The sequence below is a fragment of the Streptococcus infantis genome (assembly GCF_047460825.1).
Classification (GTDB): Bacteria; Bacillota; Bacilli; order Lactobacillales; family Streptococcaceae; genus Streptococcus; species Streptococcus infantis_V.
This window is the reverse complement of the sequence record NZ_JASHFO010000039.1, coordinates 1-13,575: the sequence shown is the minus strand read 5'-3', so window position 1 is coordinate 13,575 and position 13,575 is coordinate 1. Positions and strand designations below refer to the sequence as shown.

General features: G+C 41.9%; 17 protein-coding genes. 16 read left to right on the top strand and 1 reads right to left on the bottom strand.

Features of this window, described 5'->3' with window-relative positions:
* Window positions 1-94: IS3 family transposase (locus tag QM911_RS09130; protein WP_414313348.1), on the top strand; the 94-nt coding region annotated here is incomplete at its 5' end.
* Between the two features lie 234 nt (window positions 95-328).
* On the opposite strand, the gene QM911_RS09125 is transcribed toward QM911_RS09130, so the two are convergent.
* A complete protein-coding gene (locus QM911_RS09125; protein WP_414313801.1) occupies window positions 329-1,003 on the bottom strand; it encodes a CD20-like domain-containing protein in 675 nt (224 codons plus the stop codon).
* Between the two features lie 205 nt (window positions 1,004-1,208).
* Here QM911_RS09125 and QM911_RS09120 point away from each other — a divergent pair, with 205 nt between their 5' ends.
* The 15 genes from QM911_RS09120 to QM911_RS09050 all read left to right on the top strand — a co-directional run bounded on the left by QM911_RS09120 (window position 1,209) and on the right by QM911_RS09050 (window position 13,417).
* Window positions 1,209-1,670: a MarR family winged helix-turn-helix transcriptional regulator gene (locus tag QM911_RS09120; RefSeq protein ID WP_414313800.1), complete on the top strand. Its 462-nt coding sequence runs from the start codon at window positions 1,209-1,211 to the stop codon at window positions 1,668-1,670.
* Complete coding sequence (locus tag QM911_RS09115; RefSeq protein WP_414313799.1) at window positions 1,654-3,423, top strand: ABC transporter ATP-binding protein; 1,770 nt, start codon at window positions 1,654-1,656, stop codon at window positions 3,421-3,423. Before QM911_RS09120 ends, QM911_RS09115 begins: the two co-directional genes overlap by 17 nt.
* Window positions 3,413-5,173, top strand: coding sequence for an ABC transporter ATP-binding protein (locus QM911_RS09110; RefSeq protein WP_414313798.1), 1,761 nt, complete (start codon window positions 3,413-3,415; stop codon window positions 5,171-5,173). The genes QM911_RS09115 and QM911_RS09110 overlap by 11 nt, the downstream gene beginning before the upstream one ends.
* Window positions 5,174-5,272: 99 nt before the next feature.
* Window positions 5,273-5,776, top strand: coding sequence for a phosphatase PAP2 family protein (locus tag QM911_RS09105; protein ID WP_414313797.1), 504 nt, complete (start codon window positions 5,273-5,275; stop codon window positions 5,774-5,776).
* A gap of 118 nt (window positions 5,777-5,894) precedes the next feature.
* Window positions 5,895-6,341, top strand: a complete 447-nt coding sequence (locus tag QM911_RS09100; protein ID WP_000776599.1) for a LytTR family DNA-binding domain-containing protein — start codon at window positions 5,895-5,897, stop codon at window positions 6,339-6,341.
* A 4-nt stretch (window positions 6,342-6,345) separates the two neighbouring features.
* Entirely contained in the window at window positions 6,346-7,020 is a 675-nt protein-coding gene (locus QM911_RS09095) for a LiaF transmembrane domain-containing protein (RefSeq protein WP_414313796.1), read from the top strand.
* 106 nt (window positions 7,021-7,126) lie between these two features.
* Window positions 7,127-7,315 (top strand): 50S ribosomal protein L28, encoded by a 189-nt coding sequence (gene rpmB, locus QM911_RS09090; RefSeq protein ID WP_001140948.1) that lies wholly within the window; start codon window positions 7,127-7,129, stop codon window positions 7,313-7,315.
* Window positions 7,316-7,465: 150 nt separating this feature from the next.
* Window positions 7,466-7,831: an Asp23/Gls24 family envelope stress response protein gene (locus QM911_RS09085; RefSeq protein ID WP_000216431.1), complete on the top strand. Its 366-nt coding sequence runs from the start codon at window positions 7,466-7,468 to the stop codon at window positions 7,829-7,831.
* A 2-nt stretch (window positions 7,832-7,833) separates the two neighbouring features.
* Window positions 7,834-9,501, top strand: a complete 1,668-nt coding sequence (locus QM911_RS09080; RefSeq protein ID WP_414313795.1) for a DAK2 domain-containing protein — start codon at window positions 7,834-7,836, stop codon at window positions 9,499-9,501.
* Window positions 9,502-9,712: 211 nt separating this feature from the next.
* Window positions 9,713-9,919, top strand: a complete 207-nt coding sequence (locus QM911_RS09075; protein ID WP_414313802.1) for a hypothetical protein — start codon at window positions 9,713-9,715, stop codon at window positions 9,917-9,919.
* A complete protein-coding gene (locus QM911_RS09070; RefSeq protein WP_414313794.1) occupies window positions 9,916-10,110 on the top strand; it encodes a hypothetical protein in 195 nt (64 codons plus the stop codon). Before QM911_RS09075 ends, QM911_RS09070 begins: the two co-directional genes overlap by 4 nt.
* Complete coding sequence (locus QM911_RS09065; RefSeq protein WP_414313793.1) at window positions 10,097-10,981, top strand: ABC transporter ATP-binding protein; 885 nt, start codon at window positions 10,097-10,099, stop codon at window positions 10,979-10,981. The genes QM911_RS09070 and QM911_RS09065 overlap by 14 nt, the downstream gene beginning before the upstream one ends.
* A gap of 1 nt (window position 10,982) precedes the next feature.
* On the top strand, window positions 10,983-11,720 hold the full coding sequence (locus tag QM911_RS09060) for an ABC transporter permease (RefSeq protein WP_414313792.1): 738 nt from the start codon (window positions 10,983-10,985) through the stop codon (window positions 11,718-11,720).
* Window positions 11,720-12,817, top strand: coding sequence for a sensor histidine kinase (locus QM911_RS09055; protein ID WP_414313791.1), 1,098 nt, complete (start codon window positions 11,720-11,722; stop codon window positions 12,815-12,817). The genes QM911_RS09060 and QM911_RS09055 overlap by 1 nt, the downstream gene beginning before the upstream one ends.
* Window positions 12,818-13,417, top strand: a complete 600-nt coding sequence (locus tag QM911_RS09050; protein WP_414313790.1) for a response regulator transcription factor — start codon at window positions 12,818-12,820, stop codon at window positions 13,415-13,417. It begins immediately after the preceding gene.
* Window positions 13,418-13,575 lie beyond the last annotated feature (158 nt).

Below are 13,575 nucleotides of genomic sequence, written 5' to 3'. Positions count from 1 at the left end.
TATTGTAGACTATATTGATTATTACAACAACAAACGAATTAAGGTAAAACTAAAAGGACTTAGTCCTGTGCAGTACAGAACTAAATCCTTTTAATAATTATTTGTCTAACTTTTTGGGGTCAGTACAAATTCAATATTTTCAAGGGGTTTGTTTATTTTGTGATGACAAGAGGGGCAGGAAAGAGGCAAAAATCTCTTTTGCTCAAAACGTTATTAGTAATCTACAATCGTCTATAATCCAATGGATTGTGGAAATATCGTGGTGCTGGGATTTGGAAATGGAGACTAGGTCTACCGATTACTATTCCTAGCACCTTTTTTAGTTATGTTAAACTTTCACTCCAGAATCAGATTGTTCTTTTCGGTCCAGTCCAACAGCAAATTTACGGATTAGAAGAAACTGGCCATTTTCTTGTTTGACGAACGTGAGCACAACTGTCTTAGGCTCTGAACTGATGGAGAGATAGGTGATTCTTTTTATTTCATAGTCTCCCATAACTGAATCCGTTTCTGAATCTGGGATTCCGTGTTTCCTGATAATATCTTTATAGTTGCTACCACCTTTCCCGCTATCAGAAGTATCCCCTTCTACCAAGGCATCGAACTGTTCCTGACTCCAAGTGAAGAATTCAGTATCTTCCTCGTCATCTTCCTCACCTGTACTACTATCAGGAAGTTCACCATAATCCTCAGTATCAGTTGAAGAAGTGATGTTTCTATAGGGGTGACTAAAGGTTCTAGCAAGGTCAGTAAAGACATGAGTAGATAGAACTTGAGTTATTAAAACAAGGACAATGGAAATAAGACCTAAGGTTGTCCCGATGATAGCCAATGTTTTACGGTTTCTGAGATTGATGGCAATACCAAAAACTCCTAAAATCAAAGTGGCAATGGCAAGGAAAAATGGTAGGATGTTGACGATAGGTATCCAAGAACCAAGAAGTGCCAGGGTTCCAAAGATAATGGCAAGGATTCCTAAGATTTTCTGTTCTTTTTGTTTCATGTGTGAATTTCTCATTTCTAGTAAACTGGATTCGTGTTCGTGTGAGATAGTGTTTATTATAGATAAAATACTACCTAATGTCAATTTAAAAAAAATAGTTCCTGTGAGAACTTTTTTCTTGACATTCTATTTGAAAGTGATAAAATAGTTCTCATGAAAACCAATTGGTTCTCGTGGGAACTATTTTATTTAGAAGGGAAAAAGCATGGATAAACCGATGTTGGTCTTTAAACGTTTTGGTCACCAGGTACATTTGATGGTACAAAAGGAAGCCAAGCGTTGTGGTATCGAATTTATGGGTGGACCGCAAGGGCAAGTTCTACGTTTTTTAGATCGTCGTGAGCATGATCAAGAGTTGACGCTCATTAAGGATATTGAACAAGAACTCAATGTCACCAAGTCAGTTGCGAGTAACTTGGTTAAGCGCATGGTGCAAAATGGTTTGGTGGAGTTGGAGGCGAGTCCAAGTGATAAACGGGCAAAATTTGTTCATTTGACTGAAAAATCTCGCTCTCAAATGAAGCAGGTCAAGTCTTTCTTTGATCGAATTGACCGCAGTTTACTCGATGGAATATCTGAAGAAAAACTAGCTATTTTTGAGGAAGTCATGGCTCAACTACAAGCCAATGTAGAAAAAATAGGAGGGGAAGATGAAGAAACTCGCTAAGCGTATCACAGGAAAAGAGTGGGGAATGATTCTCTTGACCATACTCTTTACCTGTTTCTCGGTCTATCTAGAGTTAGAAGTACCGACTTACATTTCAGAAATTACAGCATTACTTGGGACACCAGGGACGCAGTTGGATGCACTTTGGTCACCAGCTATTAAGATGATGGGCTTGTCACTCTTAGCCTTTCTATCATCTGTCACAGTTGGTTTTTTTGCAGCTCGCGTTGCAGCATCCTACACGGCTCATCTGCGTAGTGATATTTTTAATCGTGTCTTGGATTATTCTCAGACAGAAATCAAACGGTTCTCTATTCCTAGTCTGTTGACTCGGACGACCAATGATATTACGCAGATTCAAATGCTCTTTACTATGGGGCTCCAAGTGGTCACTCGTGGTCCTATCATGGCTATCTGGGCCATTGGAAAAATCCTTGGCAAATCTGAATACTGGCTCTGGGCAGTAGTGGTGGCTGTTATCGTCAATGTTCTGATGACAACAGTTCTCATGACTCTGGCCTTTCCAAAACAATCTGTCATCCAGAAATTGACAGATAAACTCAATAGTATCACTCGTGAAAGCTTGACAGGGATTCGAGTAGTTCGTGCTTACAATGCTGAGGATTATCAGGATGAGAAATTCGAAGAAGCCAATGAGGAAGTCACTCGCCTCAATCTCTTTGTCAATCGATTGATGGCGATTATGAATCCTATTATGATGGCGATTTCGAGCGGTTTGAGTCTAGCCATTTACTGGATTGGTGCCTATATCATCAATGATGCTAGCCTGACAGACCGTCTACCACTCTTTAGTGATATGGTGGTCTTCATGTCTTATGCCATGCAGGTCGTGATGGGCTTCTTGCTCATGGGTGCTCTCTTTATCGTCCTTCCTCGTACCTTGGTTTCTGCAGGACGTATCAATCAGGTGCTAGACTTGCATTCTTCTATTGAAAATCCTAGTCAACCACAGACGGCAGATTCATCTATTCAAGGTCAAGTGGAATTCCGTGATGTAACCTTCCGTTACTCTAAAAACTCAGAAGCAGTTGTGGAACATGTCAGCTTCAAGGCAGAAGCTGGTCAAACGGTCGCCTTTATCGGTTCAACTGGTTCTGGTAAATCTACGCTTGTGAACCTCTTGCCTCGTTTTTATGATGTATCAGATGGGGAAATCCTAGTAGACGGCGTCAATGTGCAGGATTATGATTTGGAAGACTTGCGGAATAAAGTCGGCTATATCCCACAAAAAGCCGTCCTTTTCTCAGGAAATGTCAAAGGCAATCTAGACTTCGGTAAAAGTCAAGAAAGCCCACTAAGTGAGACTGCTATGTGGCAAGCTCTTGAGTTGGCTCAGTCTAAAAGCTTCATCGAGGATAAGGAAGCAGGTCTAAACTCAGAAGTGGCCCAAGGTGGGACCAACTTCTCAGGAGGACAAAGACAGCGGTTGGCTATTGCGCGTGCCTTGGCTCGTAAGCCAGAAATTCTCATTTTTGATGATTCATTCTCAGCCTTGGACTACAAGACAGACCGTATCTTGCGCCAAGAACTAGCTGAAAAAACCCAATCTATGACCAAGTTGATCGTTGCCCAACGTATCTCAACCATCATGGATGCAGACTTAATCTTAGTCTTAGATCAGGGTAAAGTCGTGGGACAAGGCACCCACAAAGAACTTCTTGCTACTAATGAGGTTTACCAAGAAATTGCCTATTCACAACTATCGAAGGAGGAATTGGAACATGGAAAATAAGAAGACGTCCCTTTGGAAACAATATAAACCTTTTCTAGCAGGTCTCCAACTTCCTCTACTAGTAGCTGTCGTGGCTACTGTATGTTCAAGTATTATCACTGTTTATGGACCAACTAAGATTAAGGAAATCACCAACTTGATTTCAGACGGTTTGGCTACAGAAATCGACTTGGTAGCTGTAACAAGTATCGCCAGCTTTTTAGCTATTTTGTATGTGCTTGGTGCCATTCTCAACTATACACAAGCCTATATCTTTTCAACGAGTATCCAACATTTTTCAAAACGCTTGCGGACAGCTATCGCTGAAAAAATTAACCGTCTGCCACTTGCTTATTTTGACCGTCATTCTCAAGGGGATACACTCTCTCGAGTAACCAATGACGTCGATACGGCGGCTCAGTCCCTCAACCAAAGTCTGGGAACAGTGCTCTCAGCTAGCTTTCTACTGATTGCTGTTTTGATTACCATGTTTGGCATGAACTGGATTTTGGCATTGGTAACAGTTGTTTCAACCCTTGTAGGTTTTGCTGCTGTCTCAGTCATTATGGCTAAGTCACAAGGCTACTTTAAAGCCCAACAAAACAATCTAGCAGCTGTAAATGGTTATGTGGAAGAAATGTACTCTGGCCACAATGTTGTGACCAGCTATAACGCTGTGGAACCAACTAAAGAAACATTCGCAGGATTGAATCAAGACCTACATGATAGTATTTGGAAATCTCAATTTATTTCTGGAATCATGATGCCAGCAATGATCTTTGTTGGGAACTTTAGCTATGTTTTGGTGATCATCGTCGGTGCAGTCCTAGCTCTTGAAGGACATATCAGTATTGGGATTATCGTAGCCTTCATGGTCTACGTTCGTACCTTCTCACAACCCTTATCACAGATTGCCCAAGGGATTACAAGTTTGCAACAAGCCAGTGCAGCTATGACACGTGTCTTTGAGTTTCTAGGCGAAGCTGAGATGGAAGATGAATCTCATAAGGAAAGACAATTGACCAACATGAAGGGTGAAGTGGTCTTTGACAGAGTTGCCTTTGGCTACACTCCTGAGCGAACCATCATTCATGACTTTTCTGCGACAGCTCATGCAGGGCAAAAGGTTGCCATTGTCGGGCCAACTGGAGCTGGGAAGACGACTATTGTTAATCTCTTGATGAAGTTCTATGAGATTGATAAGGGAAGCATTCGCATTGATGGTGTGGATACCAAGTCTATGAAACGTTCAGAAGTGCACGATGCCTTTTCAATGGTCTTGCAGGATACATGGCTCTTTGAAGGAACCATTCGTGATAATCTTATCTACAATCAAACTGGTATTAGTGATGAGCGCGTGATTGAAGCAGCCAAAGCAGTAGGAATCCACCACTTTATCACAACTTTACCAGATGGATACGATACCGTCTTGGATGATACAGTGACCTTGTCTGTCGGACAGAAACAGCTCTTAACCATTGCTCGTACCCTTCTCAAAGATGCTCCGCTCTTGATTCTTGATGAAGCGACATCTTCAGTCGACACACGTACAGAGGAGTTGATTCAGAAAGCCATGGACCGTTTGATGGAGGGACGTACGTCCTTTGTCATTGCCCATCGCTTGTCAACTATCCGTAATGCCGACTTGATTTTGGTTATGAAGGATGGAAATATCATTGAGCAAGGCAATCATGAGGAACTTATGGCTCAGGGTGGTTTCTATGCTGACCTCTACAATAGTCAATTTACAGAAGATGAAGTAGAAGAATAAAACCAAAGAAGGCTTGACGGCCTTCTTTTTCTACACTATACTAGAGTAGGAGATGCTAGTAGGCTTCTTGTGTAAAATCTAAAAATAACGAGAAAATATATGAAAAACTATCAAGAGTGGTATGACAAGAGGAAATCAAGTCTTCTTCGACATCCACAGCTTTTGCAACTGATGCGTGTTTTTAATCGCATGATGACAGTCCTGATGCCCTTGGCATACTTGACCTTACTGGGAGCAAGCTTTATCAGCAAAGGCTTGGGGAAAGACCTTGTCACCTATATCATGGTGCCGGCTTCTGGCTTTGTCCTATTAACGCTAGTTCGTAAGTGGATCAATCAACCGCGTCCTTATGAGGCTTGGGAAATTATCCCGCTACTAGACAAGGATAGTGCAGGCAATTCAATGCCCAGCCGCCATGTCTTTTCAGCAACCATCATTTCCATGGCTTGTCTGCACGCAAATCTGCCTGTGGGCTTGATTTTGTTGGTCTTGTCAGCTCTTCTCGGTCTGGTGCGAGTCTTGGGTGGCGTTCATTATCCCAAGGATGTTCTAGTTGGCTATGCCTGTGGGCTCATCTGGGGAATTCTATTCTTTATTTTGTAAAAAGCAAAGCAAGTGGGCTTGGGCTCGTAACCACTTACGGGTCAAAAGTGACCACTTGCTTTTTTGCCCTTGTAAAGTCTGATGGGCTTTGGTATAGTAGATGCAGAAAGGAGATAGGATGAAGTTACGAATCGAGATTGATAGTGAATTAACTGAGACAGAGATTGTCATCAAGGCTGCAGCCCTGACAGATGAAATAGCTGATTTGCAACGACTCTTGCAAGAAACCAAGGCTCCTAGGTTGATCTTTTATAAGGGGACGGGTGAGTACTACTTAGACTTGTCAGAAATTCTCTTTTTTGAGACAGAAGGTAGCAAGATTTACGCTCATACCCAGAAAGAAGCCTACGAGGTTCGGCTCAAGCTTTATGAGTTGGAGTCCATTCTGCCCCGCTATTTCAGTCGGGTATCCAAGTCGACCATTGCCAATATCCGGCAGGTTTACTCGGTGGACAAGTCCTTCTCAGGTACAGGAACTATTTCCTTTTATCAAACCCACAAGGAGGTTCACGTGTCACGGCACTATCAATCCCTCCTAAAAGAAAATCTAAGAAACATGAGGTAAGAAGATGAAAAAGAAAGCATTTGGTATTGTATTGCTAGTATTGGCAGCTTTAGTATTATTGCAGGGGAATTTTGGAATTCCTTCTCTGGGAGGGCAGATTTGGCCCTTGATTGGTATTGGATTTTTTGCTTATCAATCAGTTGAAGCTTTGCTTCGTCGCCACTTAACTTCAGCCTCTTTTACAGCCCTAGTAGCTTTGATGATAGCCAATCATTTTTATGACATTCTGCCGATTCCCAATCAGTCACTGTTCTGGGCGGGAGTTCTAATCGTTCTCGGAGTTGGCATGTTGGCTAATTCGAACAAAACATGGAACGAGAAAAAATGGTGGTATGACGCTGAAAAGACCATTCTTACAGAAAAGGAAGTTGCCTTTGGTAGTGGAACTTTTTACAAACAGGACCAAGAATTGGTAGAAGACGAGTTTGAAGTCGGATTTGGGAATGCCAAAATCTATTATGACAATGCAGAGATGTTAGGTGATTTTGCTACTCTGAATATCGAAGTCGGTTTTGGGAATGCAGTTATCTACGTGCCTCAACACTGGAGAGTAGATCTAAAGGTAGAGACTTTTTGTGGAGCAGCCAAGGCAGATGCCCCTGTAGCCCCAACCAGCAAAACTTTGATTATCCGTGGAGATGTAGCTTTTGGGAAACTAGGAGTTGTTTACGTTAAATAAAAAAATCTTCCAATCCCCTTGCCAAAACAGAGAAAGTGTGATAACATAGTACAGTATGTGGTGCTAGCACATCCGCTATATTAGATCTAATAGGAGGAAAACACAAATGGCTAAAGTATGTTACTTTACAGGTCGTAAGACTGTATCAGGAAACAACCGTTCACACGCGATGAACCAAACAAAACGTGCCGTAAAACCAAACCTTCAAAAAGTTACTGTACTTATCGATGGTAAACCTAAAAAAGTTTGGGCTTCAGCTCGTGCTTTGAAATCAGGTAAAGTAGAACGCGTTTAATAAAGAGTAAAAGGCCATCAGGTCTTTTTCTTTTGCTCTAAGCTCAAAATCACTTGTAAAAGGCGCAAATATCCGCCGATACAGTATTCTGCTTTTACACTTGGCTTGAAATATGATAAAATAGAGTATCAACTAGTTGAGGTAGAAAAAATGACTGTAAAAATTAATACAAAAGATGGTCAAATCGAACTAACAGATGAAGTGATTGCTACCGTTGTAGGCGGTGCAGCAACTGAGATTTTTGGTGTGGTCGGTATGGCAAGTAAGAAAGCCCTCAAAGATAATTTCCAAGCCCTCCTTGGGAAGGAAAATTATTCTAAAGGTGTCGTTGTAAAAGCGGCCGAAGATGGTAGCATTGCAGTTGATGTATATACCGTGTTGAGCTACGGAACTAAGATTAGTGAAGTCTCAAAAAACATCCAAGAGCGTGTACGCTTTAGTTTGGAAAACCAACTTGGCATCACTGCTCAAACTGTGAATGTCTACATTCAAAATATCAAAGTTGTAGGAGAATAATCGTGTCAAATATTACTACAAGCTTATTTCAAGAAATGGTACAGGCTGCATCTACTCGTTTGAACAAGCAAGCCGAATATGTCAACTCATTGAACGTCTTCCCAGTTCCAGATGGAGATACAGGAACAAACATGGGAATGACGATCGAAAATGGTGCCAAAGAAGTAGCAGACAAACCAGCTTCAACAGTTGGTGAGGCTGCAAGTATCTTGGCTAAAGGTCTGTTGATGGGTGCGCGTGGGAACTCAGGAGTTATCACTTCACAGCTTTTCCGCGGATTCTCACAAGCCATCAAGACAAAAGAAGAGTTAACAGGAAAAGACCTAGCTCTTGCCTTCCAATCTGGTGTTGAAGTAGCCTACAAGGCTGTTATGAAGCCAGTTGAAGGAACAATCTTAACTGTATCACGTGGTGCTGCCATCGGTGCTAAGAAAAAAGCCGAGCAGACAGACGATGCTATTGAGGTTATGCGTGCAGCTTTGGAAGGAGCTAAAACAGCCCTTGCTAAGACTCCAGACATGCTTCCAGTCTTGAAGGAAGTTGGCGTTGTGGACTCAGGTGGTCAAGGTTTGGTCTTCATCTACGAAGGTTTCCTTTCAGCTCTTACTGGTGAATATAGCGCTTCTGAGGACTTTGTAGCGACTCCAGCGAATATGGGTGAAATGATCAATGCAGAACACCATAAGTCTGTTGCTGGACATGTGGCAACAGAAGATATCACTTTTGGTTACTGTACGGAAATCATGGTTGCCCTTAAGCAAGGTCCAACTTATGCTAAAGAGTTTAACTACGATGAATTCCGTAACTACTTGAATGACCTTGGGGACTCATTGCTTGTTGTCAATGACGATGAAATCGTTAAAGTTCACGTTCATACAGAAGATCCAGGTCTTGTTATGCAAGAAGGTCTCAAATATGGTAGCTTGGTCAAGGTTAAAGTCGATAACATGCGCAATCAACACGAAGCACAAGTGGAAAAAGAAGCGACTCAAGTCAGCAAACCAGCTGAAGAAAAAGAATACGCTCTTATCGCAGTAGTAGCTGGTCAAGGCTTGGCAGATATCTTCCGTGCTCAAGGTGTGGACTATGTCATCGAAGGTGGACAAACCATGAACCCTTCAACAGAAGACTTTGTTAAGGCCGTTGAGAAGGTCAATGCTCGCAACATCATCTTCTTGCCAAACAACAAAAATATCTTTATGGCAGCTCAATCTGCCGCAGAGGTATTGGAACAACCAGCAGTAGTGGTAGAAGCTCGTACCCTTCCTCAAGGATTGACTAGTCTTCTTGCCTTCGATCCAAGCAAGTCTATCGAAGAAAACCAAGAACGCATGACTGCAGCTCTTGGTGATGTAGTCAGCGGTAGCGTAACAACAGCCGTTCGTGACACGACTATCGATGGTCTAGAAATTCATGAAAATGACAATCTTGGTATGGTAGATGGTAAGATTCTCGTATCAAACCCTGATATGCACCAAACTCTGACTGAAACCTTGAAACATATGTTGGATGAAGACAGTGAAATTGTAACTTTCTATATCGGTGAAGATGGAAGTGAAGAATTGGTTAACCAAATCGCCCAAGAAATCGCAGAAGAATTCGAAGATGTTGAAGTAGAAATCCACCACGGTCAACAACCAGTCTATCCATATCTCTTCAGTGTGGAATAAAGATTAACTTGAAAATGAAAAAGGTCGGGACAAAGATTCCCGATCTTTTTTGGCTAGCAATGAAATTTTGAGCTGGTAGCTGATTGGGACTAGAAAATTGCCCCAATCTAGTAATTTCTATTCCATTATTTTTTTGTGACATTTGTCATATTTCCTCATGACAGAAGTTTCTAGTGATTCTACCTTCAAAGAATTATACTAGATGTATCAAATGGAGGAAGAAAAAATGAAAGATAAAGTAATTGTAGCAATGAGTTTAGTAGCAGCAGGAGTCATGACTTATCTCATGTTTTCAGGATTGGATGAAGGCTTTTATCATTTTCCTTGGGAGTTATTTGCAAGCTTTGGAATCATGTCTTGGTTGATTCGAGAAGGTTTGAAATTGGTCTCAGATGTGAAAAAGGAGTTTGAAAAATGAAAAAAGCGATTCTCTATCTTTTTGTTGGACTATCACTAGTGGTATGGTTGGTAGAAATGTTTACAGGTTGGTTTGATCAAGCCTTCCTTCACCAAGCCATCCGTGGTGCATGGGGATTAGGATTTATGATTTTTATCGCCTTTCCGATGGGAAAGGAGTGGCTGAAAGGAGAATATCATGAACATGATTAAGGTAGAAAGCCTAAATAAAAACATCAAGGGCAAGGCTATTTTGAAGGATATTTCCTTTGAGGTAGCTGAAGGGGAATGCGTCGCTTTGATTGGGCCCAATGGTGCCGGTAAGACAACACTCTTGGACTGTTTGCTTGGAGATAAACTGGTCACCAGCGGTCAAGTATCTATCCAAGGCTTGCCAGTGACGAGTTCTCAGTTAGACTATATTAGAAGCTACCTGCCTCAAGAAAATGTCATCGTTCAGAAATTAAAGGTCAAAGAGTTGATTGCTTTCTTTCAAAGCATTTACCCAAATCCCTTGAGCAATCAGGAAATCGATCAACTATTGCAGTTTGACCAGCAACAAAAAGACCAGTTTGCAGAAAAATTGTCAGGTGGGCAAAAGCGTCTCTTCTCTTTTGTCTTGACCTTGATTGGGCGACCAAAGCTTGTCTTTTTAGATGAACCAACTGCGGCCATGGATACTTCAACCCGTCAACGCTTTTGGGAAATTGTTCAGGACCTAAAAGCTAAGGGAGTTACCATTCTCTATTCGTCTCATTATATCGAAGAGGTAGAGCATACAGCGGACCGAATCTTGGTCTTGAATAAGGGTGAGTTGATTCGCGATACAACGCCTCTAGCCATGCGCAGTGAGGAGATGGAAAAGCACTTTATCCTTCCTCTAGCATACAAGGAAGTCATTGAGCAGTCTAACTTGGTTGAAAACTGGTCACAAAAACAAGATGCCCTACAAGTAGTCACACGCGAAGCGGATGATTTCTGGGAACTGTTAGTGCAAGCAGGATGTAGGATTCAAGAAATTGAAGTTAATAACCGTAGTTTGCTAGATACAATCTTTGAAGAAACACAAAAAGGAGATGACTAAGATGAAACGATGGATCGCACTAAACAAGATAGAATTTCTATTGACCAAACGACAATTAGTCTATTATCTATTATCCGTAGGGATGCCGACAGCCTTCTATTTATTCTTTTCAGGTATGTACCAGGACACACCAGGTGGACCGGCTAATTTTATGCGCGACTACCTCATCTCCATGACGGCTTTTTCCATGATGTCGACAGCTATGTTTTCATTCCCAACTGTCTTACATACCGATAAAATCAACAACTGGCAGAAAACATTACGCCATACCCCGGTAAATATGGTAGAATATTATCTATCAAAGATAACAAGTATGATGGTTGATTATTTGGTCTCAATCCTGGTTGTTTTCTCAGTTGGGCACTTGGTCAGAGGTGTAGATATGCCTCTAGGAAACTGGATTGGGGCTGCGTTCTTACTGATTGCGGGAAGTATTGCCTTTGTAGCGCTTGGATTGACCTTGACACTCTTGCCGTCTAGTCAGCTGATGTCAGTTGTGGGCAATCTTCTCTATCTAGGCTTGGCTGTGTTAGGCGGACTCTGGATGCCTATCTCTTTATTTCCAGACTGGATGCAAGCAATTGGGAAGTGCCTACCAACTTATCAGTTGATGGAGTTGCTCAAGACCTTCTTAAACGAGGGTGGCATCAATTTATCAGCCACAGTTTATCTACTTGTTTTTTCAACAGTTTTGTTTGGTTTGACCATTTACCTTCAAGGTCATAAGGAGAATGCTTAATGCTTGTAAGACTGAAAAGCATAGATTATATGTATTGGGCCAGTTTGATTTTTATGGTTTTTCCCATCGTTCCTGTAGTGACTGGGGAGCTTCCTAGCTGGCATTTGTTGATTGATATTCTATTTGTCTTGGCTTACTTAGGTGTTTTAACCACCAAGAGTCAGCGTTTATCCTGGCTCTGTTGGGTTATCATGCTAGCCTATGTAGCTGGCTATACTGCCTTTGTTGGTGTAAATTATATCTGGTTCTTCTTTTTCCTTGCCAATCTCTTAATTTATCATTTCGGCGTACGTAGTTTTAATTCTTTACATGTCCGAACTTTTCTCCTTGCTCAAGTCCTTGTTGTGGGGCAACTTTTGATTTTTCAGGAAGTTGAAGTTGAGTTTCTAGTCTATCTACTTGGAATTCTCACTTTTATCGATTTAATGACTTTTGGCTTGGTTCGGATTCGAATTGTGGAGGATTTGAAAGAAGCTCAGGCCAAGCAAAATGCCCAGATAAATCTATTGCTTGCTGAAAATGAACGTAGTCGTATCGGTCAGGATTTGCATGATAGTCTGGGACATACTTTTGCTATGCTGAGTGTCAAGACAGATTTGGCCTTGCAGTTATTTCAGATGGAGGCCTATCCACAGGTAGAGAAGGAATTAAAAGAAATCCACCAGATCAGCAAGGACTCCATGAATGAAGTGCGAACCATTGTGGAAAATCTGAAATCACGGACCTTAGCTTCAGAACTTGAAACTGTCAAAAAGATGCTAGAGCTTGCTGGCATTGAGGTTCAAGTTGACAATCACTTGGACAAGGCTAGCTTGACCCAGGATGTAGAGTCCACGGCTGCTATGATTTTGTTAGAACTGGCAACCAATATCATTAAGCATGCCCAAGCTCAAAAAGCTTATCTAAAACTGGAACGTACAGATCAGGAATTGCTTCTGACGGTCAGAGATGACGGGAAAGGCTTTGCAACTGTAGAAGGAAATGAACTGCACACAGTACGAGATCGTGCCTCAGCCTTTTCAGGTCAAGTGGAGCTGGTCAGTTTGAAACATCCAACAGAGGTGCGCGTGCATCTGCCTTATAAGGAGAGAAAGTAGATGAAAGTATTAGTCGCAGAAGATCAAAGTATGCTGAGAGACGCCATGTGCCAGCTCTTGAGCTTTCAACCAGATGTGGAGACTGTCCTGCAGGCGAAAAATGGAGCTGAAGCTATCCAAATTTTGGAGAAAGAAGCGGTGGATATAGCTATCCTTGACGTCGAAATGCCAGTCAAGACAGGACTAGAAGCTCTCGAATGGATCAAACAAGAAATTCCTGAAACCAAGGTTGTTATCGTTACGACCTTTAAACGTCCAGGCTATTTTGAACGAGCAGTCAAAGCAGGAGTCGACGCCTATGTCTTGAAAGAGCGAAGCATCGCCGAACTCATGCAAACCCTGCATACGGTGTTAGAGGGACGCAAGGAATATTCTCCAGAGCTGATGGAAGTCATGATGACCCATCCCAATCCCTTGACCGAGCAAGAAGTCGCTGTTTTGCATGGAGTAGCACAGGGGCTATCCAACCAAGAAATTGCTGACAAGCTCTACCTCTCAAACGGAACCGTCCGTAATTACATGACCAATATCCTCTCCAAACTAGGCGCAAGCAACCGAACCGAAGCAGCCAAAACTGCCGAAGAAGAAGGCTGGTTGTGAGGGGAGAGAAAGTAAAAATCTCTTAGAAATGAATCTAATACTAGACTAAAATCAAAAAACATCTTATAATAGTAGTTATGAAACTTACAAACGAAGAAACACAAAAAATTGAACAACTCTTAAAAGATTCATCGTACGCCAAATATCACAAACGTCTA